This window comes from Kitasatospora sp. NPDC056184 (assembly GCF_042268405.1).
In the GTDB taxonomy this organism is placed as follows: Bacteria; Actinomycetota; Actinomycetes; order Streptomycetales; family Streptomycetaceae; genus Kitasatospora.
This window is the reverse complement of sequence record NZ_JBHJUI010000018.1, coordinates 23,545-48,672: the sequence shown is the minus strand read 5'-3', so window position 1 is coordinate 48,672 and position 25,128 is coordinate 23,545. Positions and strand designations below refer to the sequence as shown.

Below are 25,128 nucleotides of genomic sequence, written 5' to 3'. Positions count from 1 at the left end.
CCCCTTCCGGGCACGGCGTGACGTGGTGGGGATGACGCGGCGGGCGGCTTCGCGTCGAGGCGCCCGGCGACACCTCAGAACCTAGCCGCCCGCACCGACAGCGGTCCGACCGGGCCGGGGGTGCGCGGAGTCTGCCCGAACGGACCTTCCCCCGCGGGCACCGCTCTGACAGCATCGTCCGCTATCCGGTCACCAGGCACCGGGGCCGGGGGGAGCCGACGGATGCAGGACCTGGCGCCACCCGCCGCCCCCGCCACGCCGCCCGCCGCACCGGCCAAGCAGCGCGGCCACCGGCCCGCCCGCTGGGTGCGCACCCGGCTGCGGGCCGCGCCCTGGACGGCGCTGCTGAACGCCGTCCTGGTGTTCACCGTCGTGCTGCTCTCGACCGGACTGCCCCGGGGCGTCGACCGCGGCGAGGACGCCGCCCTGCGCGACTTCCTGCGCGACCGCGGCATCGACGCGACCAGCCTGGTCACCCACGCCGAGCTCCGCCCGGACGACACCGCCGCCCGACTGGACGCCGTCGCCGAGCGGTTGACGGCCGCCGCCGACGGGGAGTTCCGCGTCTCGGCGAGCGGACCGGTGTACGGCGTGCGGACCGCCCAGCCGCGGACCCTCACCGACCCGCAGCTGTCCAGGCCCGACGGCCCCGACCCGAGACTCCGGTTGCGCTACCTCGCCCGGCTCGCCGAGCACGCCACCCTGACCGAGGGCCGGTGGCCGGCCGCCTCCCCCGCCGACCGGCCGCTGCAGATCGTGGTGTCGCAGGACACCGCCGAGAAGCTCGACATCCGGGTCGGCGACGTCCTCTCCCCGGAACCGCTCCCCCGCCTCCCGCCCTCCCCGGGGACGGAGGTGGTCGGCACCTTCCGGGTCCGGGACGAGGCCGACCCGTACTGGACGGACGTCTCCTGCCTCGACCGGCCGTGCCTGCGGATCCCCGACACCTTCGAGTGGAAGCGCTGGTGGGAGGCCACCGGCCTGACCAGCGGCGACGACCTGCCCCGGCTGCTCACCTGGGCGGACGGCGGACAGCTCTACTGGCGGCTGCCGGTCGACCCGGACTCGCTGCGCGCCGACCGGCTGCCGCAGGCCGAACGGGAGCTCGCGAGCCACCTGACCGGCCCCACCGCCGCCCGGCTCGCCGCCGAGACCGGCCGCCCCGATCTGCGCACCTTCTCCTCCCTGCCCGAACTGTTCGCCCTGGCCACCGCCCGCCGGGACGCCGCCGCGCCACTGGCGGCGCTCGGCCCGGCCGGGCTGGCCGGCGTCGTCGTGGTCGTCCTCTGCCTGGCCGCCGCGCTGGCCGCCGACCGGCGCGGCCCCGAACTCCTGCTGCTCCAGGCCCGCGGCGGCTCCCGCCGGGGCGTGCTGCGGTGGCTGCTCGGCGAGGGCGCGACACTCGTCCTGCCCGGCGCCGCGCTCGGGACCCTCCTCGCCCTCCTGCTGCTGCCCACCCCCCGCTGGGGCCCCGCCCTGCTCGCCGGGACCGCGGCCACCGCCTTCGCCCTGCTCGCCTTCCCGGCCAGGGCGCTGCTGCTGCTCAGCCCGCGCGCGGGGGCCCGCAGGGGCGCGCGCAGCCGCGGCGCGCGCCGGGTGGTCGGCGAACTCGCCCTGCTCGCCGTCACCGCCGCCGCCGTGGTCGAGGTCCGCCGACGCGGCGCCGCCCCGCCCGGCGCCGGGATCGACCCGCTGCTCGTCGCCGCCCCGCTGCTGATCGCCCTCGGCACCGGCCTGCTGCTCGCCCGGCTCCAACCGCCGCTGCTCGGCGCCCTCGCCCGGGCGGTCGGCCGGCGGCGCGGCACGGTCGGCTTCCTCGGGCTCGCCGGTGCCGCGCGCGGCACCGGCGGCCGCCCGCGCCCCGCCGTCCTGCCGGCGCTCGCGCTGCTGCTCGCCGTCACCACGGCCGGATTCGGCGCCGATGTGACCGCCGCGGTCGACGCCGGCCGCACCCGCGAGTCCGCGCTCGCCACCGGCGGCGACGTCATGGTGAGCGCCCCCAAGGGCTTCGGACTGGCGTCCGCCTTCACCGAGGCGGCCGGCCGGCTGCCGGGCGTGCGGGCCGCCACCGCCGTCACCCTGCTCACCGACGCGGCCGTGCTGCGCCCCGGCCAACGCCACCTCACCATCAGCCTGCTCGTCGTCGACCCGGCGGCCTACGCCGAGATCTCCCGCTCCGTCGGCCGCGGCGCCTTCGACCCGGCGCAGCTCGCCGCCCCCGACGGCCCGGCCTGGCCGGACGGGCGCGACATCCCCGTCCCCGCCCTCTACTCCCGCGGACTCGTCGAGCAGCTCGGCGGCCGGGCCGGGGCCGAACGGATCTACCTCACCAGCACCGGCGAACTGCGCGCCCAGTACGCGGGCACCGTCGACGCCACCCCGGCCCTGCGCGACTCCACCCACCCGTTCATCGTCCTCCCGGCCGGCCCCGCCGGCGCCCGGCTGCCCGAACTACGCGACCACGGCCACTGGTTCGCCGTCGGCGACATCGACGAGACGGCCGTCCGGCGCCTGCTGCACGACCAGCCGGTGCACCCGCTGCTCGCCGACACCGCCCGGCTCACCGGTGTCCCGGTCGTCGGCCCGCGGCCCGAGGACATCCCGGACGGCTACCTGCTGACCGCCTCCGACGCGCTCACGGCCGCCCTCGCCGACGACCCGCTCCAGCGCGCCGCCCTCCGGGTCTTCCGGGCCACCACCGCCGGCGCGGGCGTGTTCGCCCTGATCGCCGCCCTGCTCACCCTGCTGCGCGCCGCCCCCGACCGCGCCGCCGCCCTCGCCCGGCTGCGCACCATGGGCCTGCGCCCGCGCCAGGGGCTGGCGCTCATCCTGGTCGAGGCCCTGCCGCAGACCCTCCTCGCGGCGGCCGGCGGCGTCCTCGCCTCCCTCGCCGCCGTCGCCCTGCTCGGTCCGGCCCTCGACCTGTCGGCCCTGATCGGCACCCGCGTACCGCCGGGCCTGCCGCTCCACCCCGCCGCCGTCCTGGCGCCGGCCCTCGCCCTCACCGCCCTGGTCACCGCCGGCGTGCTCGCCGAGGCCCTGCTGACCGGCCGCCGCCAGGTCACCACCGACCTCCGGGTCGGCGACGCGCCCTGACGGCGGCCGGTCCGCGCGGGCGGGCCGGCTACGTCCGGGCGTCCACCGAGGCCAGATAGGCGCCGGTCAGTTCGGGGGTGGCCAGCCAGGCGGCGTGATCGGCGGGCTCGGCGTAGGTGTTGGCGAGCCGCCGGGCCACCGCCTCGTGCTCGGCGGCGGCCGCGAACACCGCCTGGAGGTGGTCGGGCATCGTCAGCAGCGCCGCCGTCAGCTCCACACCGTGGCGGGCGTGCCGCTCCCAGAACTCCTCGAAGACCCCGGCCATCCACGCCGCGGTGAACGGCCCGTCGCCGCGCTCGACGATCGCCCGCAGATACGCGTCGGCCGCCCGCGCGGCGCCGTTCGCGCCCTGCCCGGTGATCGGATCGTTCACCACGACGGCGTCCCCGATCCCCCACACGGCCACCCCGCCTCCCAGGTCCGCCACCGGCCGCCGCACCACCGGCGTCAGCGCGCCGTACAGCGAACCGCCGGGGTCGGTGGGCTCGGCCCCGGCCCACAGCTCCGCTTCCCAGGGCAGGTACTCGGCCATCGACTCCCGCATCCTGCGCAGCTGCTCCACGCCGCCGGGCCGGTCCCCGAAGCAGTCGAACGGGCTCCCCGGCACGGCCTCCCAGAGCAGGATGTCGCAGGGTCCCGACAGCGTCAGCGCCGGCTGCAGGTACAACTCCCCCACCCCGGGCACCGCGTGCATCCGCGCCCGCGGCGCGGCCGCCGGATCGGGCGCCCCCACCCCGTGCGCGTACAGCGCCGCCAGCCGCCGCTGCGGAGCCTCGAACGGCGAACGGGCGGCGTCCCGTTCGAAGATCCCGGCCAGTTCGCCCCGGCCCGCCGCGACCAGCGTCAGCTCGTTGGCCGCCGCCAGCTCCCGCAGCCCGGCGAGGTCCAGCTCCCGGTACTCCACCCGCCCGCCGCGCTCCTCCACCAGCTCCAACCAGCGCGCCATCTTCAGCCGCTGGTCCACCGACTGCGCCGGCTCGTCCAGCGTCATGGTGAACTCCAGGGCCCGCACCCCGGGTTCGGGCACCAGCACCGCGTCCACCGACCGCACCCCCGGGGCCTCCCCCTCCCACAGGTCCAGCCCCGCCGCCCGCTCCACCCGCAAGGCCGGCCCGAACATCGCCTGCGTCGACATCACCGCCCCGCCCCGCACCTGCGCCGGCGTCCGCGCCGCCACCACCGTGACCTCGTACCCGCCCGCCCCCAGCAACCCCAACGCCACCTGCAACCCCGCCTGCCCCGCCCCGACCACCGCGATCCGCCGCACAGCACACCCTCCGACCTGCCGTCGATAATTGACGAAGGATCAGTTCTACCCCCGCACCGCACACGGCACCACCTGCCGACCCCCGCCCGGACGGGCGGCAGCAACCGGAAGGACGACCCGCCGCACCCACCTCGCACCCCCCCGGCCAACCGCGGGCCGGCTCCCTCAGGCGGGCGGCGGCAGCTGGTGGTGGTGGTGGTCGGACGAGCTGGGGCGGACGATCAGTTCCGCGCGCAGTTCGAGGCCCTCCGCGGGGGCGGGTTCGCCGCGGACCTGGGCGAGGAGGCGGGTGACCAGGGCGGTGGCGATGGGGCGGAGCGGGAGGCGCAGGGAGGTGAGGGGCGGGCGGAGGTGGCGGGCGAGGGGGGTGTCGTGGAAACCGGTGACGGCGAGGTCCCGGCCGATGTGGAGGCCCTCGGTGCGGGCGGCCTCGTAGATGTCGAGGGCGGCGAGGTCGTTGTCGGCGGCGAGGGCGGTGGGCCGGTCGGGGGAGCGCAGCAGGGCGCGGAGGTCGCCGTCGGCGGGCGGGGTGACGAGGGTGAGGCCGAGCCGGGCGGCCTCGCGGTGGAAGCCCTCGCGGCGGGCGGCCAGCCAGGGCAGGGACGCGGGGGCGCCGACGAAGGCGACCCGGCGGTGGCCTCGTTCGGCGAGGTGGCGGGCGGCGTCGGCGGTGGCGGCCCGGTTGTCGATGTCGACCCAGTGCGGCGGGAGGTCGGGGCCGGTGCGGCCGAAGGCGGCGAAGGGGATGCCGAGGCGGGCGGCGTGCGCGGCGCGGACGTCGTCGGGCAGGACGTCGGCGAGGACCAGCCCGTCGACCTGGCGGGCCGCCGCCACCGCGTCGATCGCCGCCCGGACGTACCGCTCCCCCGCCGCCGGGCGCAGGAGCAGCACGTGGTGGCCCTCGGCACCGGCGGCGTCGACCAGGGCTTCGAGGAAGCCGGCCATCAGCGGGTTGGGGTCGTGCGGGTCGTCGACCGGGGCGAGGTAGCCGAGGGTGCGGCGCTCGCCGGTGCGCAGCGACCGGGCGGACTGGTCGGGCCGGTAGCCGAGCCGGTCGACGGCGGCGATGACCCGAGCGAGGGTGTCCGGGTGGACGCGGTGCGGGGCGTTGAGCGTGTTGGAGACGGTCTGCCGGGACACCCCGGCCGCGCGGGCGACGTCCGCGACGGTGGTGGCGCGGCGGGCCGGACGCGGTCCCGGGGTGGTCATCGGCGCTCCTCGGACGGGGGCGGGGCCGCTCAGACCCGGCGGAGGGTCAGCAGGCCGCCCCGGGGGACGTGGACGGTGGCCCCGCCGTCGAGGTCGACGGTCGAGGTGCCGACGGTCCGGCCGCGGGCGTCCTGGACGGTGGCCTCGGCCGTGCCGTGCCCGCCGGCCAGGCGGACGTCCGGGTCGGCGTCGGCGTTGGCGACCAGCAGGCTACGCCACTGGCCCGCGGCCGCCACCGGCAGCGCCGCGTAGCGGCCGGTGATCACCTCGCCGTCCCCGACCGCCGTCACCATCGGGTAGCCGAGGTCCGGCCGGGCCGGACGCAGCGCGCCGAGCTGCAGGGTGTCGAGGTGGGCGCGGGCGACGCCCAGCCAGAAGGCGAGCGCCTCCCGCTGCCCGGCGGTCTGCGCGGCGAGGTCGACGGAGATCTGCGGCACGCCGAACAGGACGTTGATCAGGTGGCAGGCGACCTGTTCGGCCGGTTCGGCCGGGTGCCACATCAGCATGTCGGAGTGGACGGCGAGCGGCCCGGCGATCAGCCGGGTGTCGACGATGCGCTGGCGGTTCTCGTGCGGGCTGAGCGGGCAGTCGGTGGCCCGGACCATGGTGGCGTAGGGCCACAGGCCGGGGCTGACGTAGGGCTGGCGGTGTTCGATCATCGCCTCGGGGCACGCCGCGTCGACCCGGCGGCGGATCTCGCCGAGCAGCAGGCGCACGCCCTCGTCGACGGTGGCGCAGTCGGCCTCGGGGCCGGGGGCGGGCGGGTCCTGGACGCCGAACCAGTCGACGAAGTCGACCTTCAGCCCGTCCATGCCCCACTCCTCGGCGGCGCGGGCGAGCCGGTCGGCGAGGTGGGCGCGGACCTGCGGGTAGCGGGGGTCGACGACGACGGCGCCGAGGTGGCCGGCGTCGGCGAGCGCGTACGGGGAGAGGGCGTCCCAGGCGGCGCTGTCCTTGCCGATGAACGGCAGGGCGTACCAGAGGAGGTAGCGCACGCCGAGGTCGTGGACGCGGGCGACGTGGGCGGCGGTGTCGGGCAGCGAGCGGGGTTCCCAGTCGCCGCAGTGGGCGTAGCCGCGGGTGCGGTCGGTGGTCATCCAGCCGTCGTCCACGATGATCGTGTCGAGGCCGAGGTCCTTGCCGAGGGCGGCCTGCCGCTCGACGGCCTCGGGGGTGATGTCCTGGTGCAGCGCGTACCAGGTGGAGTAGGCGGGCAGGCGGGCGGCGTCGGGGACGTGCGACGGGCGGTCGGCCCGGTCGGCCCACCAGTCGGCGAGGTCGGCGAGGCTCTGGGCGAAGTGCCGGCCGGAGGTGTCGATGCGGACGGTGAGGTGTCCGGCGGCCTGGACCCAGAAGCGGAACTCCCCGCTCTCCTCGACGACGCCGGCGCTCGCCAGGGCGTCCTCGCGGTCGGCGGCGAACGCGCAGCGCGTGGTGTCGCCGGTGCCGACCAGGGCGGCGACGGGGGCGCCGCGGGAGAGGGTGGTGCGGCGCGGGGCGCTCCAGGCGGCGGGCAGCCAGCCGGTGCCGCGCGGTTCGGGGGTCCAGAACGAGGTGACGTCGGTGCAGGGGAGGCGCCATTCGATCCGGACGTCCCCCGGGCCGTCGCGGTCGGCGTCCTCGGCACCCGCCTCGGCGGTCACCTCGACGACGTCGGCGGCGACGGTGCGCACGCTCGCGGTGCCCGTGGCCAGCAGTTCCAGCCGGCCGGCGGCGAGGCCGGGCACGGCGAGCGGGCGCGGGCGGGCGGTGGTGGCGGCGGCGTGCGGCTCCCAGATCTCCGCGGCCGCTGTGCCTTCGGCGTTCTCCGTCATGGTTCGGTTCAGCCTTTCGTGGCGCCGGCCAGCAGGCCGGAGATGAACTGCCGTTGGAGGACCAGGAAGAGGATCATCATCGGCAGGGTGGACAGCGCGGTTCCGGCGAGGATCAGGCCGTAGTCGGTGTTGGCCTTCATGCCCTGGAGGGTCGCGAGCGCGACCGGCAGGGTGTGCATCTCGGGGGTGCGCAGGGCGATCAGCGGCCAGACGAAGTTGTTCCACGAGCCGAGGAACAGGAAGATCCCCAGTGCGGCGAGCACCGGCCGCATGACCGGCACGACGACGCCGAACAGCACCCGGATCTCTCCTGCGCCGTCGACCCGGGCGGCGTCGAGCAGTTCGTCGGGCATGCTCGCCAGCGCCTGGCGCATCAGGAAGATGGCGAACGGCACGCACAGGCCGGGCAGGATCAGGCCCTGGTAGCTGTCGAGCAGGCCGAAGGACATCATCATCTTGAACAGCGGGACGAGCATCACCTGGTCCGGCACGACCAGCGTGGACAGCAGGACGGCGAACAGCACCGTGCGGCCGCGGAACCGGAACTTGGCGAAGGCGTAGCCGGCCAGCAGTGCCACGACGAGCGCGCCGACGGTCTGGATCCCGGACACCAGGAGCGAGTTGAGCACGACCCGGCCGATGCCCACCCGGTCCTGGAGGTGCCGGAGGTTCTCGCCGAGGTGGGAGCCGGGCAGCAGGTGGGGCGGCCAGTCGAAGATCTCGGTGTCGCTGTGGGTGGCGGCGACCACCAGCCAGTAGAAGGGGGCGACGGACAGGCCGGCGACGCCGGCGAGCAGCAGGGTCATCGGCCAGCCGCGCAGCCGGCGGCGCCGGCCCGCGGGGGCGGCGGGCGTGACCGGCGCGGCAGGGGCGGCGGTCGTCATTCGCGTTCTCCCATCAGGCGCATCTGGACCGCGCCGAGCACCGCGACCAGCAGGGTGAGCGCGTAGGCGATGGCGGAGGCGTAGCCGAAGTCGAAGTAGCGGAAGCCGTTGTCGTACAGGTACATGGACACGGTGAGGGTCGCGTTGTCGGGGCCGCCGCGGGTCAGGACGTACGGCTCGTCGAACAACTGGAGGGTGCCGATGGTGGAGAGCACCACGGTGAACAGCAGCACCGGCCGCAGCGCGGGCAGGGTGACCGAGAGGAACCGGCGCACCGGTCCGGCGCCGTCGACCATCGCGGCCTCGTACAGCTCCTTGGGGATGCCCTGCAGGCCCGCCAGGTAGATGACGGCGTTGTAGCCGGTGTAGTGCCAGGTCAGGACGAGGACGATGGCCATCTGGGACCAGAAGCCGCTGCCGAACCAGTTGACGGCGGGCAGGCCGATCGCGGCGAGCGCCTTGTTGACGGCGCCGTTGTCGGTGTTGAGCAGGAACGAGAACAGCACGCCGGTGGCGACCAGGCCGGTGACGGAGGGCATGAAGACGCCGAGCCGCCACACGGTGCGCCAGCGGACCAGGGCCGCGTTGAGGCCGACCGCCAGCAGCAGGGCCAGCGCGAGCATCACCGGGACCTGCACGACGAGGATCCGGCCGGTGTTGCGGAGCGCCGTCCAGAACAGCGGATCGTCCAGCAGCCGCCGGTAGTTGGCGAGGTCGGCGCCGTGGGTGGCATTGCCGGTGCCGCCGGTCAGCGACAGCAGCATCGAGGAGACGATGGGGTAGGCCTTGAAGACGCCGAACAGGACCAGTGCGGGCGCGAGCAGCAGGTAGGGCACGGCCCGGCGGCGCAGCCGGGCGCGGCGGACCCTGGCGTTCGGGAGCGGCGTGCTCGCGAGCGGGGTCCGGTCGGCCACCGAGGGGACGGCGGACGTCACTTGAGCTTGCGCCCGGTCTGCTGGGCCAGCTGCTTGGCGGCCTCCTGGAGCGCCTCGGCCGGGTCGGCGCCCTTGGTGAGCACCTTGCTCTGGGCGTCGCTGACGAGCTTGAGCGCGCGGGCGAAGTCGCCGGAGTAGTTGGTGGCGTCGCCGCCCTCGGCGAGCAGTTCGGTGAAGGTCTTCAGGACCGGCTGGCCGCCGTAGTAGGCGCTCGGCTCGCTGTAGACCGGGTCCTGGTAGGCGGCGGTGAGCGCGGGGAAGACGCTGCCGGCCTTGAACATGGCGTTGACGGCGTCGACCCGGGTGAGCGCGTACTCGACGAACTTCCAGGCGGCGGCGCGGCGCGGGCTGGAGGCGGAGACGGCGAGGTGGGTGGAGTTGACCAGCGCGGTGCGCTTGCCGCCGGGGGTGACGGCCGGGGGCCGGGTGAGCCGCCAGTTGCCGCTGAGGTCGGGGAACTTGGTCTCGATGAAGTGCGCCGCCCAGGAGGGCTGCGGGCCGGCGCCGAGCTTGCTGTCCTTCATCTGGGCGCGCCAGACGGTGGAGCCGGGGGTCTCCAGGACGAGGCCGGCGTCGTTGAGGCGCTTGACGACGGTGAGGGCGCGGACGCACTCGGGCGAGGTGAGGGTGATGTCGCCCTGGAGGTCGAAGAAGAACGCGCCCTGCTGCTGCATCAGGGCCTGCAGGAAGTCCACGTCGGGGCCGGGAGTGCCGGTGCGGTTGAGGCCGACCAGGCCGACGCCGGGGTTGGCGGCCTTGAAGGCGTCGGCCGCGGCGATCACGTCGTCCCAGGTCGCGAAGGTGGTCGGGTCGAGGTTGGCCTTGTCGAACATGTCCTTGCGGTAGAAGAAGCCCTGGGCGTTCACCTCCCAGGGCAGGGCCCGGGCTCGTCCGGCCTTGTCGGTGACGACCGGCCACAGGCCGGGGGTGAACTTGTCCTTGTGGGCGTCGGCGCCGAGGGCGGAGAGGTCGGCGAAGCCGTTGGGGAACTTCTCCAGGTAGCCGGGCAGGTAGTCGCAGCCGATGTGCAGCACGTCGGCGAGGCCCTGGCCGCCGGCCGCCAGACCGACGGTGATCTTGTCCCAGATGGCCGGGTTGCCGACGTCCTGGACGTCGACCTTGATGCCGGGGTTGTCCTTCTCGAAGGCGGGGACCACGCCGCGCAGGGCTTCGGCCGCGTTGGTCCAGGACCAGACGGTGACGGTGCCGGTGGCGGCGTCCCCGCCGGAGGAGCCGGCGCCGTCGGAGCCGCCGCAGGCGGAGAGGGCTCCGCCCGTGGTCAGGGCCAGCAGGCCGGCGCCGGAGGCGCGCAACAGATCGCGGCGGGTGAGGTGTGACATGGCATGCCTTTCCGAGGGGGGTGAAGGGCTGACGGGACGTGCTGGCGGGCGGTGCGGGGAGGGGCGGGGCGGGGCGTCCGCTCAGGCGGCGCGGACGCCCCGCCGGACGCGGCCGAGCGCCTCGGCGAGCGGCTCGGCGGTCTCGGGGTCGGTGCTGGCGTGCGGCGACAGCCGGATCCAGCCGCCGCGCAGGGTGGTGGCGAGGCCGGCGGCGGTGAGCGCGGCGTGGACGGCCGCGGGGTCGGCGCCCGGCAGCCGCAGCCGGCCGATGCCACTGGCGGCCGCCGGACCGTCGGACCCGAACGGCCCGCGCAGCCCGTCCGGCCCGCCGACGGTCTCGGCGCCGGCCGCGCGGGCGGCGGCGAGCAGCCCGCCGAGCACCTCGCCGATCCGGGCCTCGATCCGGTCGGCACCGGCGTCCCGCACCAGGGCGAGCGCCGCACCCAGGGCGGCGACGGCGGGGCCGTCCGGGTTGGTGAGGGTGTGGGCGACGGCGCCGGGGCGGGGCGGGCACGGGTGGGCGGGGGCCTCGATCGGGTCGAGGACGCCGGACCAGCCGCCGAGCCCGGGCGCGAGCCGTTCGGCGACCCGGTCGCGGACCATCAGCACGGCCGCGCCCCAGCCGGCCCGCAGCCACTTCTGGCCGCCGGCGGCGAGCACGTCGGCCGCGTCGGCGGCGAGGTCGACGGCGCCCAGGGCCTGGACGGCGTCCACCACCAGCACCCGGTCCGGGCCGATCAGCTCCTTGAGGCCGGCCAGCGGCGCCCGGAAGCCGGTGGCGGCGTCCACCGCGCAGACCGCGACGGCGCGCACCCGGTCGTCGAGGTGGGCGCGGACGGTGTCGACGGTGAGCGGGCCGTCGAGCTGACGCACCGCCAGGCCGCCGTTCTCGGCGGCGCGCAGCCACGGGTAGAGGGCGCCGGGGAAGTCGGTCCGCGCCACCAGCACGGCGCCGTCCGGGTCGCCGGACCCGCGACCGAACGCGTGGGCGGCGGCGAAGAGGCCGTGCGAGGTGGAGCTCACGAAGGCCACCTCGCGGGGCGCGCAGCCGAGCAGCTCACCCGCCGTCGCGGCGGCGGTCACCGCCTCCGCGTCGAGACGGTCGAGCGCGGCCCAGCCACGGCGGTGCAGCCGGTCCGCCTCGCGGACGAGCACCCGGCGGACCACCTCCGACACCGGCCCGAACCGGGCGAAGTCCAGGTAGCCGAACGGCTCGGCGAACTGCGCCAGGTAATCACGCATGACTCTCCCCCACCTTTGGGGCGATTTGAACGTTCAAATCACACACAAACAAACAGAACCGATCAACACCGAACGAGCGGGAGCCAGCAAACGCCTCTGGTTGAGTCCGCGTCAAGACCTCTGCGGCCGGAACGGCCCGGTCGAGACCCTCTCGTTATCCACGGCCGACACCTCCTCGATGCCCGCCAGATGTCCGACCGAAGGCCTCTTGCGTAATGCAATTTGACATTACTATTTTACTGATGACGGGATCGAGACTACCCACGCCGTTCCCGCCGCACACCCAACTCCCGCGCGGCTCAGCGGTCCTGGCACTCCCCCACGCCCTCGGCCCGTACCGCGCCCAGTGTCGCGTACCTCCACACCCTCACTGGAGAACTGGTGTCAGCAACCCCACGTCTGCGCACAGTCCTGCTCTCGGCGGCCCTCGCCGCCACCCTCGCGGCCCCGCTCGTCCAGAGCGCCCAGGCCGCCGCACCGGGCCCCGTCGCCGCGGCGTCCGCCGCCTCGTCCACCTTCGGCGAGGCCGCCCGCCACCCGGCCGGCCCGACGGGCGACGTCGCGCACGGGGCGTCCACCGCAGGCCTCCCCGGCCCGGAGGGCGCGCCGGGCAGCGAGGCCCGCCAGCCGACGACGACCGCCGGGCAGCCGGTCGCCGACCCGTCCGACCTCACCGCGACCACGGCGCCGACCCCACTCGCCGCCGGTGCGACCTGCTCCCTCGCCGAATTCGCGGCCCTCTCCCCGAGCGCCCTGGCCGACTTCCTCGCCGACCGGTCGCACACCTATGAGGGCTGTCTGCTCCCGCTGCTGCGCAACTGGAGCCCCGAGCTCGCCAAGGTCATCACCCCGGCCCACGTGCGCTCCGTCGCCGAGCGGATCACCGCCCTCGCACCGGGCTTCGACAGCGCCAACAACCTCAACCAGCAGGAGCTCTGGTACTTCCTGCACGTCGCCGTCCTGTTCGACTTCGACCACACCGAACTCGACATCAACGACGACACCACCATGACGGCGGTCGAGGACGCGATCGCGGCCCACACCGCCAACCCCCGGGCCTTCGACCCCACCGAGGCCGCCGGCTACGCCATGGGCGAGCTGCTCCAGACCTCCACCGCCCCCAAGCTGCGCCCCGGCCGCCTCGCGCTCACCGAGCGGGTGCTGCGCCAGTACACCGACGCCGCCAGCCCGTACATCGGCAGCCGCGGCTGGAACTGGGCCCTGCAGAGCGCGCTCCAGATCAACTTCCAGGGCGTCAACAACGCCAGCGAGGACGGCGGCAAGTTCCGGACCGACGCCGCCGCCAACCCGGGCTACCGCCACGCCATCCGCGACTTCGCCACCTACACCCACCTCAAGGGCACCGAGACCGAGTGGGCCGTCGGCGACGCCATGAACGAGTACGCCCGCCTCGCCACCGTCGAGGCGCTCAAGCCCGAGATGAAGGCCGAGGTCGGCGGGATCATCACCACCCTCCGGAACAACTTCGGCCGGCTCAGCCGCCCGTGGCTCAACGTGGCCGTCCCGGTGAACGACTTCGGCCTCTGCCAGCCGTACGAGGCCTGCCGGGCCGACCTGATCCGGCACTACTTCCCGAACACCTTCAGCTACGACAACGGCACCCTGGTCATCCGCACCGCCCTCGACAAGGCCACCGCCGACCAGCTCTACTACGCCACCAAGCAGGTCAAGGGCCAGTTCTTCCGCACCATCGGCACCGACCAGCCGCTCGCCGACGACACCCACCCCGTCCTCACCGTGCAGCTGTACGACACCAAGACCAACTACAAGTGGCTGCAGTACCTGCTGTTCGGGATCAGCGACGTCGAGAACGGCGGCATGTTCATCGAGGAGAACTCCACCTTCTACACCTACCAGCGCACCTCCGACGAGTCGTACTTCAGCCTGGAGGAGCTCTTCCGGCACGAGTACACCCACTACCTGAACGCCCGCTGGGCCATCCCGGAGAGCGGCTACACCGAGCGCTGGCCGGCCGACACCACCTTCGCCATGAACGAGGGCACCGCCGAGTACTTCGCCGGCGCCACCGCCAAGGACGGCGTCAAGGCCCGCAAGTACATGGTCCGCCAGATCAGCTGGGACAAGCGCGACGGCAAGCCGCGCCTGACCGTCGACCAGATCCTGCACGCCCAGCGCTCCCTGGGCTTCCGCGTCTACCCGTACGCGGCCACCCTCTTCAACCTGCTCGGCGAGCAGCGCCCCGACCAGCTCGCCGAGATGTACCGCCTGCTGCGGGCCGACGACCTCGACGGCTACAACGCCTGGCGCGACCGCCTCGGCAAGGACGAGGGCCTCCAGCGCGCGTACACCGCCTACCTCGACGCCGAGATCCCGCGCGCCGACGACCTCTACGTGCCGGACACCGGCTTCACCCCGAACGGCGGCCTCCGCTTCGCCTACGCCTCCGAGGTGCAGGACGCCTTCGCCCGCGCCACCCAGAACGCCCCGGTCTGCAAGGACAACGCGGACTGGAACAACTCCATGCGCTTCACCTGCACCGGCCGGATCACCGCCAACCTCAACAACTCCCTGGACTCCGGCCGGATCCGCGAGTCGATGGCCGACACCGTCGACTACTACCTGCTCACCCGCGCCGGTACGGCCGCCAACAACCTCGCCGACATGAACTGCTGGTTCGGCAAGGTCGACGTCTGGCCCACCGGCCAGGCCGGCACCGCCGACTACACCTGCGAGGGTCCGCTCCGCCGCTGACCGCGCCCTCCCGCGGGGGAACCGAGCCGACCCCCACCGGCCCGGTCCTCCCGCGGGCGGCGCGCCCGCCGGGTTCAGGGGCTGATGCCCGTGGCGTAGGCACTGGTGCCGCAGGTGGGCACCGTGAGGAAGCCGTAGCCGGTGATCACGGCCGGGTGGCCGCAGATCCAGCCGGACGAGGAGGCGGTGCCGAAGACCTTGCGCAGCGCGATGCCGCGGGCGGTGGTGGCGGTGTACTCGGCAGTGCGGAAGCCGTGCCACAGCACGCGGCCGTAAACGGTGGCGGCGAAGGCGGGGTTGATGCTGTTCGTCGCGCTGTCGAGGGAGGCGATCGCGTTGACGGCGCGGACGGTGAGCGGGCCGGGCGACTCCACCGCGGTGCCGTGGCCGCGGTACACTTGGTCGACGTAGACGCCGACCGAGTACGGGAACACCACGTCGTCGTCGTTGAGCAGCGGGTCGGTGCCGCGGTCGTTGCGCGGACCGGAGGTCACGCAGGCGCCCGGGGTCACCGCCGTACCCCCGCCGATCGCCTTCAGGAACGCCGCCCGGGTGTCCGAGTTCAGCTGCGGGAGCACCGGCTTGATGGTGGTGTTGATCCACGACGGGTCGAGCTGGCTCCAGGTGGTGGCGGTGCACTGGTAGATGCTCCTGAGCTGGTTGGTGCTCAGGTTGGCCGGCGCGTGGCCGCCGGCCTTGGCCGCCCAGGTGACCGCGTCGCGCGCGAACGGCACGAAGAGGTACGGCTGGGGGTTGAGGTCGGTCACCGGCTGGCGCGCGGAGCGGAGGTAGTCCACGGTCGAGGCGGTGTAGAGCCCCAGCGCGCTGAACCCGGCCAGGGTGCCGTCGGGGCGGGCGATGGACGTCGATCCGGTCTTGGGAGTGATCGGGCTGGGCCCGGTCGCGTCCCAGCTGAAGAGCCGCGGCTGCCCGGGCATGACGGTGGCGTCGTAGTCGTTGGACGTCTGGTTCATGAATCCCTGGGTGGTGTCCGCCCCGACCCCCACCAGGTCGATGGCGGCCGGCACCACCCCGATCGGCGGATCGGCCACCGCCGCCGGCGCCAGCACCCCCACCGCACACACCGCAGCCGCAAGACCCGTCATCACACGGGCCGCCGTCGAACGCATCGAAGATCCCTCCCGGGCATCACCCACCCGGCCCCACCGGCCGGAGGTGCGCCCATCTTCACCACCCGGCCACCCCGCGACAACGCCGCTCGACCTTCAACCCGCCGTGTTTACGGCCAGGTTGAATCCTCCGACCAGCCAGCATCCGGCCCCGGCGACACCCCGCCCCCCAAGAGTTCTTCCCCCGGTCACCCGGCCGCGGGGGCCGCCCGGTGGATCTCGGTGATCGTCGCGGCCGCGTCGAAGCCGAGGACGCGGTCGGGGCGGGCGGAGAGCAGGCTCGCGTAGAGCGGGCGGTAGTGGGCCACCTTGCGCGGGGTGCGGCCGTCGTTGCCGAAGGCCGCGAGCAACTCGCCGCCGCGGGCCGCGAATCCGGTCATGGCCGTGTGGTCGATCCAGACCTCCACCCCGGACCGGCCGAACACCAGGCTGCTCTCCTTGCTGCTGGATCCGGTCATCCAGCTGCTGCGCAGCCGCGCCGTGCCCACCGCGCCCCGCGAGCGGAAGTCCACGGTGCACCAGGCGCTCGCGCCGCCGTCCGCCTGCTGGACGGAGGTGAGCGCGGTGAGCTCGTCGACGAAGCGGGTGATCATGCTCAGCTGGTTCACACCCGAGTCCGTCCAGCTGGACCCGTACGAGGCGAAGGCCGCGGGCAGGCGCTGGGCGTACGGGTCGTAGAACGCCGAGGTGACGGCCGTCACCGGCCCCCACTCGGGGTGCGCGGCGAGCAGCTCCGCCGCCCAGTCGACCTCCGGCGAGAACGCGAAGTGGTGGGCGGTGAACAGCCGGCCCCGGACGTCGGCCTTCCCGTCCAGCTCCCGCAGCGCCGCGAGCGGGGCGAGGTCGTGGACGAGCGGCTTCTCCACCAGCACCCTGGCGTCCGAGCGGAGGAGCGCCTCGGTCACCAGGTCGGCGTGGGTGGCCGTCGGGGTGGCGAGGACGATCAGGTCCGGCCGGTGCGCGTCGAGCGCCCGGGCGAGGCCGTCGTGGTGCGGCGGCGCGGCGGACCGGAAGCCGACCGGCCCGACCGGCCGCGGGTCGACGGTGAACTCCAGCTCCACGTCGTCCCGTTCGGCCAGGACCGCGAGGTGGGTCTCCGCGATGATGCCGAGCCCGACCAGGCCGACGCGTACCGGTTCAGTCATCCGATCCGTTCCTCTTCCGTGGGCTTGAACATCCGGGCTCCGACCGTGCCAGACTGGCGGCACGGCTCAGGGGCGGATGGCGACGGCTCCGTAGCAGGAGGCCTCCGCGTCCGTGATCTGTTCGGTGTCATGGGCGAGTTCCGGGTGCCAGCGCGGAGTGGCGACGACGCCCGGTTCCATGATGTCCCACCCCGTGAAGAACCGGGCGACCTCGTCGCGGGTGCAGGCGGCGACAGGGGTTCCGGCGGCGGTGTAGACCTGGATGAGCCGGGCGGTCTCCTCCGGCGCGAAGTCGGGGGTGACGTGGCTGATCACCAGCGCGGAGCCGCTGGGCAGCTGCGCCTTGAGGCCCTCGGTGATCCGGTGGGCGTCGCTCGGCACGAAGTGCAGCAGCGCGTTCATGCTGAGCGCTATCGGCCGGCTGAAGTCCAGGATCGAGCGGGCCGCGTCCAGGAGGTCGCCGGGCTCGCGCACATCGGCCTGGACGTAGGCGGTGACGCCCTCCTCGGTGCCGCGCAGCAGCGCCTGGGCGTGGAGCAGCACGATCGGGTCGTTGTCGGCGTAGACGACCTTGGCGTCCGGCGCGACCGACTGCGCGATCTCGTGCAGGTTCGGCGAGGTGGGGATGCCGGTGCCGATGTCGAGGAACTGCCGGACGCCGGCCTCGGCGAGCAGGCGCGTCGACCGGCGCATGAAGGCGCGGTTGGCCCGCGCGGCGGTCGGGGCGTAGGGGAAGACCGCCAGGGCCCGTCCGGCGGCCTCGCGGTCGGCGGGGAAGTTGGTGGTGCCGCCGAGGTAGTAGTCGTACATCCGCGCCGAGTGCGCGAGGTGGATGTCGAGGTTGACCTCCACGTCGTCGATCCGGGCGTCGCCGTCCGTCATGTGTCTCCCCCTGGTAGGTCATCGGCCCGCCCCCGCTCGGGACAGGACTGATCGGCGTCCGCGCCTCCGTGGCGAACGGGTGGCGAACCCCTGGCGCGGCCCCATCCACTATGCCCACACGCCCGAACGGCCAATCAAGGGCCACCACCGGCGGGGACGCGACCGCGCAGGAGCACGACCGGAACAGATCATATGGCAGCCGATCCTGACCGTCTTCGAGCAGAATCCCCTCTCCATCCGCCACTCGTTCTGTCTGATCTTGAAACCCTTTGCCTCGCCTTAACATCTCGGCACCTAATACGCCTTAATGTTCCTACCGGGGACGCGAGTTCCCGCTGTGACCGCCGCACGACCGCGGGCTCCCCGCAGTCGGCGGCCTGCGCCGGGCGGCGACCGACTGGGGCGCCGCGGGGGAGGAATGGGACGTGACCGAGAGCGACTGGGTGGTCGGCGACCGGGACCGCCTGACGTTCGACGCGTTCTGCGACACGCACGAGAAGGCCTGGATCGGGTTCGCCCGCGCGCGCCTCCGCGACGAAGCCGCCGCCCACACGGTGGTGGAGCTCGCCAAGGTCCGCGTCTGGGAGGAGTGGACCCGCATCCTGCGCGCGAAGATCCCGCCGTCCCACGCCTGGGCGATCCTCAAGGAGGAGATCGGCGCCTCCCTGGCGGGCATGATGATGAACGGCGAGCCGCTGCCCACCCAGCCGAACGTCCCCGGGTGGGTCCACTCGGTGCGGCTCGCCGCCGAGCGGGCGCAGCACCTGATGGAGACCCAGGGCGGCAACGAGCAGCTGTACGCCGCGCTGCGGCGACTGTCCGAGCGGCGCCACGACGTGATCGTGCTGCGGTACCTGCTCGACCTGTCGGACGAGCAGATCGCCGACTACCTGGGGACGACCCAGGCCAACGTGCGCTCGACCGTGAGCCAGGCCCTCGACCGGCTGGCCGCGTCGCTCGGCGGACGCCGGGGAGCGGGCCGGTGACCACCGAACACGACCGGGCCCTGCACCCGAACATGACCGGCGTCCACCTGCCCGCCCGGGCCCCGCGGCCGCAGCCCGGCGGAGCCGGCGTCTCCTGGGACCGGCTGCTGGCCGCCCCGAACCCGCTCTCCTCCGACCACCGGCAGGCGGCCCACGAACTCGACCTCGCCGCCTCCCTGGTCCTCGCGATGCCGTCCGCCGCGGCCTCCCTGGCCCTGCTCGTCGACGGCGAGCAGATCCACCCCGAGGGCGCCCTCGTCCTCGGCGCGCTGCTCTACGTCGCGGGCCACCGCGACGGCGCCCAGTTCTGGTGGCAGTTCGCGGCCGGCGGCGGCTCCTACACCTCCGCCTCGTTCCTGAGCCTGCTGCACCGCAGCCTCGGGGAGTTCCTGGACGCGGAGGTCTGGCGCCAGCAGGCCGAAGCCCTCGCCGCCACCCCCCGCGCCCCCCAGCGCGTCCTGGGATCCACCCGCGCCCTGCTGCCGGCCAAGGTGCTCACCGACATCCTCGCCCGCTGCCACTACGGCCTCGACGTGAAGCTGCCCCCCCGCCTCGCGGCCGTCATCCACCAACTCCCCGTCGCCGGCGACGACCCCGAGTACGGCGAACTCCCCCAACCCAGCGCCACCCTCGTCCGCGACCTCACCCGCGAGCCCTGACCCCCGCGCCGCCTCGGACTTCCCGGCGGTGGCGGCCCGGGGCCCGGCGGTCCGGTCGCGTGGAAGCGGCGGCTCGTCGCACCCGCTCGGCAGGTGTCGCGTGGTCGGTAGAGTTTGCCCGGCGTCGAACGCCCTGAACCGCGGGGCGTCGGGCCGTAGACCTGGGCAGTCGCGCGCGCCGGTGTCCGGCCGTTGTGCTCCAGCGGGAGGGACATCGCATGCAGGACTCGTCGGACTCGATGGAGATCGCCGATCCCGAGGAGGGCGGCCGGGGCCACGGCACCGACTCGCGTACTGGTGACGACCCGGCGACCGAGGCGGACGTCGACTCCGCGGACTCCACGGCGGTGTCGACGGTCTTCGTGGAGGTGCTTCCGGGGATCGCTGTCGTCCTCGGTGACGTCCCGGAGGTGCTCAAGCCCGGTCTGATCGACTTCGGGATCGTCCCGGCCGCCGACCGCATACGGATCTCCACCGTGCTCGGCTCGATCGGCAACGCGGCGACGCTGGCCGGCGCCGTCCGGAGTGCCTCCGCCGGCGCCCAGGGGCTCTACCGGGTCACCGGCGCGACCCAGGGCCTGCTGACGGCCGGCGCGACGCTGGCTGTCAAGGACGGCGCGAACCTCGGAGCGGTGTTCGCCAACGGTCGCATCATCGCCCAGGCCCGCTTCGTCCCGGTGGCCGAGCTGGGTCTGGCGTCGGGCGCGGCCTCGATCGGGCCGGCGCTGGCCATGGTCGCCCTCCAGATGCAGCTGAGCGAGGTCACGGGCCTCGTCCGCACCAACATCGCGCTGACGAGCCAGGTCCTCACCGCCGTCCGCCACGCGCAGTGGGCCGAGCTGGCCGGCCTCGTCTCCGTCGTCGACCGCGCGCTCGACCAGGCGCGCGAGCTGGAATCGGTCCCGACCTCCTTGTGGGACGACGTCGCGGGCAGTGGAGCGGCACTGGAGAAGCAGCTCGACCTGTACCGGCGCAACGTCCACGGCCACGTCGCACAGATCGATCGGGCCGACGCACCGCACCGCCGTGAGTACCTCCAGTCGAACGCCGAGGCGATCGTCTTCGACGCCCACGCCCTCCTCTCCTCCCTCAAGGCATGGACCGGGTACCAGGCCCTGCGCGCCGGGAGGGCGAGCACCGCGGGCCGCGAGGACGCCGTCGAGGCGCGGTACGTCGATGTCATCGCGCGCGACACCCGCGCGGTGCTCGACTCCGTCCTCTTCGGGACGGCGGACCTCGTCCACTCGCTGACGCGCGAGCTGAGGACCATCGCCGAGCTCCCCGGACGCGAGACGCTGTCACAGTCGCTGCTGGGGAAGCGGAAGGACTCGAAGGCCGCCCGCGAGATCTCCGCCCGGCTGCTGGAGGCGATCGTGCCGCTCGCCGATGCCCTCCGTCCGCCGGCCCCGCCGCTGGAGGCTCCGGACATCGTCTGCGCACCCGCTTCTTCGGACCTGGAACCCTACCTCCGCATCCTGCAGTGGTTCCTCGAAGGCGGCGAGACGCTGCGGGTCCTCGCCCTCCTCGACCAGTCCGACGCCCTCGGTCCGGTCTCCGCGATTCTCGGCGGGGCCAAGGAGAAGCTGGCGGCCGCGAGGGACAAGGCCGCGCCGACGTCCCTTGTCGCCGTCACGAATCACCGCATCCTCATCGCCAGGACGAACGCTTTCCTCGGGCAGGGCGAGATCCGTCAGGACATCCCGGTCGAGCAGGTCCGGTACGTCCGTGTGGCGACCGCACAGGGCAGCGGCGGGCGCTCGGCGATCGACCTCATCACCCGCGACGACAACCTCCGGTGGCTCTTCCACCCCGACATGGACAACGCCCACGTGGACGCGCTCGCCGCCGTGCTCGCCGAGTCGATGACGATCCCCGACGTCGAACGCGACCGGCTCCGACGGAGGCACCTCGCATCCGTGACGGCGGGCACGGCGCGCACGGCGGACGAGACCGCGTAGGGCGCGCCCCGTCGATGCGCGCGAGTCCACCACCTCCGGCGTTCCTGTCCGACCGACGGGCCTCGCCACCCCCTGGCGGCTGTTCCGCCCGTGATCACACCGACACGCCCGGACTCACCCGCCGGGCCAGGGAACGGATCTCACCGAGCAGGTCGGCCGGCTCCCGATCGAGGTCCAGCGCGTGCTGGTGGATGACGACGCCGGCGTGCCGCACCCGGTGGGCGGCGTGCGGCGCGCTTCCCTCGGCGTAGACGAGGTGTCCTTCCCGCAGGCCGAGGGCGGTTACGTGTTGGCGACCCGGGCGCGACGGGAACTGCACTTCTGCTACGAGGGGAACGCGGAGCCGGCCGCGCTCTCCTCCGTGGGTACGGCCCTGTTGCTGCGCGGTTGAACGATTCCTCAGCGCTCCCGCCCCCGGGCCTTCAGGGGGATGTCGGGGAGGGCCGGGGCGCTCAGGCGGGTGCCGTCGTAGCCGTGGACCTCGCCGAAGCGGGTGCCGGCTTCCCAGTCGGTGCGGGCCTGGAGGATCTCGTCGCCGGTGCGGCCGATGAAGTTCCACCACATGACGAGTTTCTCGGCGAAGGGTTCGCCGCCGAGGAGGAGGAAGGTGGCGTCGGTGGTGGCGTGGAGGGGGAGGGTGCGGCGGCCGGTGCCGAGGTAGAGCATGGCGCCGGGGGCGAGGGGGACGGTGTCGGCGGTGAGGGTGCCGGACATGGTGAGGACGGCGTACTCGAAGTCGGGGTCGAGGGGCAGGCGCAGGTCGGTGCCGGCGGTGAGGGTGAGGTCGGCGCCGACGAGGGGGGTGTGGGTGGTGCCGGGGGAGGTGGTGCCGTCGAGGGTGCCGAGGATGACGGTGGCGGTCAGGCCCGGGGCGGTGACGGTGGGCAGGTCGGGGTGGTGTTCGAAGGCGGGTTCGCGGTGGCGGTGGGTGTCGGGCAGGGCGACCCAGAGCTGGGCGCCGTGCAGGAGGCGGGCGTGCGGGCGGGGGGACTCCTCGCTGTGGGAGATCGCGCGGCCGGAGGTCATCAGGCCCAGCTCGCGCGGGCGCACGGTCTGCAGGCTGCCGAGGCTGTCGCGGTGCAGCACCTCTCCCGCGTGCAGCCAGCTGACCGTCTGCAGGCCCATGTGCGGGTGCGGCGGGACCTGCATGCCCGGCTCGTCCGCGATGTCGTCCGGACCGTAGTGGTCCACGAAGCACCACGCCCCCACCATCCGCCGGCCCAGGCTCGGCAGCAGGCGGCGCACCATCGTGCTCTCGCCCAGCCGGACCTGACGGGCGGGCAGCAGGTCGCGGACCGGACCGCGGTCGGCCTCGCCTCCGCAGGTGGTCGGGGCGGGCCTGACGTCGAGGTTGCTCATGGGGCGGTCACCGCCGTGTGCAGGGGACCGGGAAGGAGTACGGACCGCCGTCCCCGGCCGGAGGGGTCGTCGCAACGATCCTCCACCAGGGCACGGCGATCCTCCACCCGGGACCGCCCGGCCGGGGCTCAGTGCCCGCAGGCCCACCAGGCGTCGGCGCTCGCGCCCTCGGCGAGGGTGCGCAGCTTGGCGACCGCCTCGGCCGGGTCCTCGGCGCCGTACACCGCCGAACCGGCGACGAAGACGTCCGCGCCGGCCTCGGCGCAGCGCTCGATGGTGCTCGCCGAGACACCGCCGTCGACCTGGAGCCACAGCTCCAGTCCGTGCTTGGCGATCAGCTGCCTGGTCCGGCGGATCTTCGGCAGCATGATGTCCAGGAACGCCTGGCCGCCGAAGCCCGGCTCGACGGTCATGATCAGCAGCATGTCCAGCTCGGGCAGCAGGTCCTCGTAGGGCTCGATCGGCGTGGCCGGCTTGAGCGCCATCGAGGCGCGGGCGCCCTTGGCCCGGATCTCGCGGGCCAGCCGGACGGGCGCGGCGGCGGCCTCGACGTGGAAGGTCACCGAGCCGGCGCCGGCCTCCACGTACTGGGGGGCCCAGCGGTCCGGGTCCTCGATCATGAGGTGGCAGTCGAGCGGGGTGTCGGTGGCCCGGGCCAGCGACTCGACGATCGGGACACCGAGGGTCAGGTTGGGCACGAAGTGGTTGTCCATCACGTCGACGTGCAGCCAGTCCGAGCCCCGCACGGCCTCGGCCTCCTGGGCCAGCCGGGCGAAGTCCGCGGACAGGATGCTGGGGTTGATCTGCGCCATGGGGCCTGTTACCTCTTCTTGCCTTCGTGCCGTCTGCGAGGGATCGGGCGTGCGCGGGGCGCACCCCGGCCATCATCTCGTGCACCGTCGGCCGCGTGGCACCACCGAGACCTCCGCGTGACCGTCATCACACCCCGGTCAGGGTTATCGTGACCGGCGCCGTGGTCATCAGCCAGTACGACAACCTGCAATGAGTACACCCGTACGGCGCGACCGCCCCCTCCCCTGAGGAAGGTTCCCTCTTGGCCGATCTCGTCCACCCCGCCCGGGCCCTGTGGTGGCTCTTCGAGCCGGTGCACGCCGTCACCTACTTCACCCCCGAGAGCCTCGGCGCCTTCGAGGCGGTCGGCCTGCGCGGGGTCGCGCGCAGCTACTTCGCCGGCCGCGCCGCCCCGCTCGGCCCGGTGGACGCGACGCCGGTGATCGCGGCGTTCTTCAACTTCGCGCCCGCCCCGATCGAGCGCGCCCTGCCGGAGGTCTGGAAGCTCGCCGACCCGGAGACGGCGCTCGCCGCCCGGGCCTCCGGCGCCTCGGCGGCCCTGGCGCGGCTGCTGGAGCACGTCGACCGGGCGCAGGTCGAGCTGGCGACCGACCTCCTGGAGGACGCCGTCACCCGGCTGGACTGCGCCGGGCGGGTCCTGGCCGCCGCCAACGCCTCCCTCCCCCGCCCGTCCGACCTGTACGGCCGCCTCTGGCAGGCCGCCACCGTGATGCGCGAGCACCGCGGCGACGGCCACATCGCCGCCCTGGTCTCGGCGGGCCTCGACGGCTGCGAGGCGCTGGTGGTCCGCTGCGCCCTGGACGTGCGGCGCGAGGCGCTGCAGCCGATGCGCGGCTGGACCGACGCCGAGTGGGACGCGGCCGCGGCCCGGCTGGCCGAACGCGGCTGGCTCACCGAACGCGGCACCATCACCGAGTGCGGCCGGATCCGCCACCACTCGCTGGAGGCGGCCACCGACCTCGCCGCCGCCCGGGTCTGGGAGAACCACCCGCGCGCCGAGCTGGACCGGCTCGCCGCCGCCCTCAAGCCGATCTCGGCCCTCTGTCGTACGGCTCTGCCGCCGATCAACCCCATCGGCCTGCCCGCGACCACCACGGCCTGACACCTCCGGCCGGCCGCCGCCACCCGCCCCCTGGCCGGTGACGGCGGCCGGTCACTCCTCCACCCCCTCGGAGCGGAAGGCGAGCCGCTGCTCGGCGGTCCGCCCCCGGCTCTCCACCGGCAGCACCCCGGTCGCGCCCGCGAGCCCGAACGGCGGCATGTCGAAGTACACGCACTCGTACGAGCCCTCCGGCACGACGTACGTCTCGTGCCAGAGCCCGACCAGCCCGCGCAGCCGGCCGTCCTTGAGCTTCTTGTTGGCGGTCTTCCACACCCGGTGGTGGAAGGCGTCCGGCGCGGTCGCGTACCGGTACAGCTTCTCCTTGGACTCCCAGTACTGGACGACGTAGTAGGTGCGCGGCGAGGCGGTCAGCAGGACCTTCCCGCGCAGGCCGCGCTCCGGCTCCTTCGCCAGGTCGTGGAGCATCCGGAACATCGCCAGCATCGCCGGCACCCACTGGTGGACGGCCCAGAACCGGTTGATCCGCATCCCGATGAGCAGGACGACGGTGTCCCCGGTGGCGGCCGCGGTGGTGAAGCCCGGAGTCGGTTTCGCGAACACGTCTGCCCCCAGC

General features: G+C 74.2%; 20 protein-coding genes. 7 read left to right on the top strand and 13 right to left on the bottom strand.

Annotated features, from left to right (window positions below; all coding sequences use genetic code 11):
- The first annotated feature begins 222 nt into the window (after positions 1-222).
- Positions 223-3,096, top strand: a complete 2,874-nt coding sequence (locus ACFC0B_RS29355; protein WP_376092288.1) for a hypothetical protein — start codon at positions 223-225, stop codon at positions 3,094-3,096.
- Between the two features lie 28 nt (positions 3,097-3,124).
- Here ACFC0B_RS29355 and ACFC0B_RS29350 read toward each other — a convergent pair whose 3' ends face one another.
- The 7 genes from ACFC0B_RS29350 to ACFC0B_RS29320 form a co-directional block, all read right to left on the bottom strand.
- Positions 3,125-4,363, bottom strand: a complete 1,239-nt coding sequence (locus ACFC0B_RS29350; protein WP_376092285.1) for a styrene monooxygenase/indole monooxygenase family protein — start codon at positions 4,361-4,363, stop codon at positions 3,125-3,127.
- 165 nt (positions 4,364-4,528) lie between these two features.
- Positions 4,529-5,572: a LacI family DNA-binding transcriptional regulator gene (locus tag ACFC0B_RS29345; protein ID WP_376092283.1), complete on the bottom strand. Its 1,044-nt coding sequence runs from the start codon at positions 5,570-5,572 to the stop codon at positions 4,529-4,531.
- A 29-nt stretch (positions 5,573-5,601) separates the two neighbouring features.
- Positions 5,602-7,386 (bottom strand): glycoside hydrolase family 36 protein, encoded by a 1,785-nt coding sequence (locus tag ACFC0B_RS29340; protein WP_376092280.1) that lies wholly within the window; start codon positions 7,384-7,386, stop codon positions 5,602-5,604.
- An 8-nt stretch (positions 7,387-7,394) separates the two neighbouring features.
- Complete coding sequence (locus tag ACFC0B_RS29335; RefSeq protein WP_376092277.1) at positions 7,395-8,270, bottom strand: carbohydrate ABC transporter permease; 876 nt, start codon at positions 8,268-8,270, stop codon at positions 7,395-7,397.
- Complete coding sequence (locus ACFC0B_RS29330; protein WP_376092274.1) at positions 8,267-9,205, bottom strand: carbohydrate ABC transporter permease; 939 nt, start codon at positions 9,203-9,205, stop codon at positions 8,267-8,269. Before ACFC0B_RS29330 ends, ACFC0B_RS29335 begins: the two co-directional genes overlap by 4 nt.
- Complete coding sequence (locus ACFC0B_RS29325) at positions 9,202-10,545, bottom strand: ABC transporter substrate-binding protein (RefSeq protein ID WP_376092271.1); 1,344 nt, start codon at positions 10,543-10,545, stop codon at positions 9,202-9,204. The genes ACFC0B_RS29330 and ACFC0B_RS29325 overlap by 4 nt, the downstream gene beginning before the upstream one ends.
- An 81-nt stretch (positions 10,546-10,626) precedes the next feature.
- The gene (locus tag ACFC0B_RS29320) at positions 10,627-11,787 is read right to left on the bottom strand and encodes an aminotransferase class V-fold PLP-dependent enzyme (protein ID WP_376092268.1); all 1,161 of its coding nucleotides are present in this window, start codon (positions 11,785-11,787) and stop codon (positions 10,627-10,629) included.
- 381 nt (positions 11,788-12,168) lie between these two features.
- Between ACFC0B_RS29320 and ACFC0B_RS29315 the strand changes: the two genes are divergently transcribed.
- Positions 12,169-14,520: a collagenase gene (locus tag ACFC0B_RS29315; RefSeq protein ID WP_376092265.1), complete on the top strand. Its 2,352-nt coding sequence runs from the start codon at positions 12,169-12,171 to the stop codon at positions 14,518-14,520.
- 74 nt (positions 14,521-14,594) lie between these two features.
- Here ACFC0B_RS29315 and ACFC0B_RS29310 read toward each other — a convergent pair whose 3' ends face one another.
- The 3 genes from ACFC0B_RS29310 to ACFC0B_RS29300 form a co-directional block, all read right to left on the bottom strand.
- Complete coding sequence (locus ACFC0B_RS29310) at positions 14,595-15,596, bottom strand: substrate-binding domain-containing protein (protein ID WP_376092262.1); 1,002 nt, start codon at positions 15,594-15,596, stop codon at positions 14,595-14,597.
- Positions 15,597-15,838: 242 nt separating this feature from the next.
- A complete protein-coding gene (locus tag ACFC0B_RS29305; RefSeq protein ID WP_376092259.1) occupies positions 15,839-16,795 on the bottom strand; it encodes a Gfo/Idh/MocA family protein in 957 nt (318 codons plus the stop codon).
- A 66-nt stretch (positions 16,796-16,861) separates the two neighbouring features.
- The gene (locus tag ACFC0B_RS29300) at positions 16,862-17,677 is read right to left on the bottom strand and encodes an SAM-dependent methyltransferase (RefSeq protein ID WP_376092256.1); all 816 of its coding nucleotides are present in this window, start codon (positions 17,675-17,677) and stop codon (positions 16,862-16,864) included.
- 425 nt (positions 17,678-18,102) lie between these two features.
- On the opposite strand from ACFC0B_RS29300, the gene ACFC0B_RS29295 reads away from it, so the two are divergent.
- From ACFC0B_RS29295 to ACFC0B_RS29280, 4 genes are all read left to right on the top strand, one after another.
- Positions 18,103-18,663, top strand: coding sequence for a sigma factor-like helix-turn-helix DNA-binding protein (locus tag ACFC0B_RS29295; RefSeq protein ID WP_376092253.1), 561 nt, complete (start codon positions 18,103-18,105; stop codon positions 18,661-18,663).
- On the top strand, positions 18,660-19,322 hold the full coding sequence (locus ACFC0B_RS29290; protein WP_376092250.1) for a hypothetical protein: 663 nt from the start codon (positions 18,660-18,662) through the stop codon (positions 19,320-19,322). The genes ACFC0B_RS29295 and ACFC0B_RS29290 overlap by 4 nt, the downstream gene beginning before the upstream one ends.
- Positions 19,323-19,540: 218 nt before the next feature.
- Positions 19,541-21,280 (top strand): hypothetical protein, encoded by a 1,740-nt coding sequence (locus tag ACFC0B_RS29285; RefSeq protein WP_376092247.1) that lies wholly within the window; start codon positions 19,541-19,543, stop codon positions 21,278-21,280.
- A 181-nt stretch (positions 21,281-21,461) separates the two neighbouring features.
- On the top strand, positions 21,462-21,671 hold the full coding sequence (locus tag ACFC0B_RS29280; RefSeq protein ID WP_376092244.1) for a hypothetical protein: 210 nt from the start codon (positions 21,462-21,464) through the stop codon (positions 21,669-21,671).
- Positions 21,672-21,679: 8 nt separating this feature from the next.
- Here ACFC0B_RS29280 and ACFC0B_RS29275 read toward each other — a convergent pair whose 3' ends face one another.
- Positions 21,680-22,639 carry a pirin family protein gene (locus ACFC0B_RS29275; protein WP_376092241.1) on the bottom strand — a complete coding sequence of 320 codons (960 nt, stop codon included), beginning with the start codon at positions 22,637-22,639 and terminating at the stop codon, positions 21,680-21,682.
- A 128-nt stretch (positions 22,640-22,767) separates the two neighbouring features.
- Positions 22,768-23,451: a ribulose-phosphate 3-epimerase gene (rpe, locus tag ACFC0B_RS29270; RefSeq protein WP_376092238.1), complete on the bottom strand. Its 684-nt coding sequence runs from the start codon at positions 23,449-23,451 to the stop codon at positions 22,768-22,770.
- A gap of 242 nt (positions 23,452-23,693) precedes the next feature.
- On the opposite strand from rpe, the gene ACFC0B_RS29265 reads away from it, so the two are divergent.
- A complete protein-coding gene (locus ACFC0B_RS29265; protein ID WP_376092235.1) occupies positions 23,694-24,554 on the top strand; it encodes a hypothetical protein in 861 nt (286 codons plus the stop codon).
- Positions 24,555-24,605: 51 nt separating this feature from the next.
- Here the strand turns inward: ACFC0B_RS29265 and ACFC0B_RS29260 are convergent, their stop codons facing one another.
- The gene (locus ACFC0B_RS29260; RefSeq protein WP_376092232.1) at positions 24,606-25,115 is read right to left on the bottom strand and encodes a DUF4188 domain-containing protein; all 510 of its coding nucleotides are present in this window, start codon (positions 25,113-25,115) and stop codon (positions 24,606-24,608) included.
- Positions 25,116-25,128: the final 13 nt, after the last annotated feature.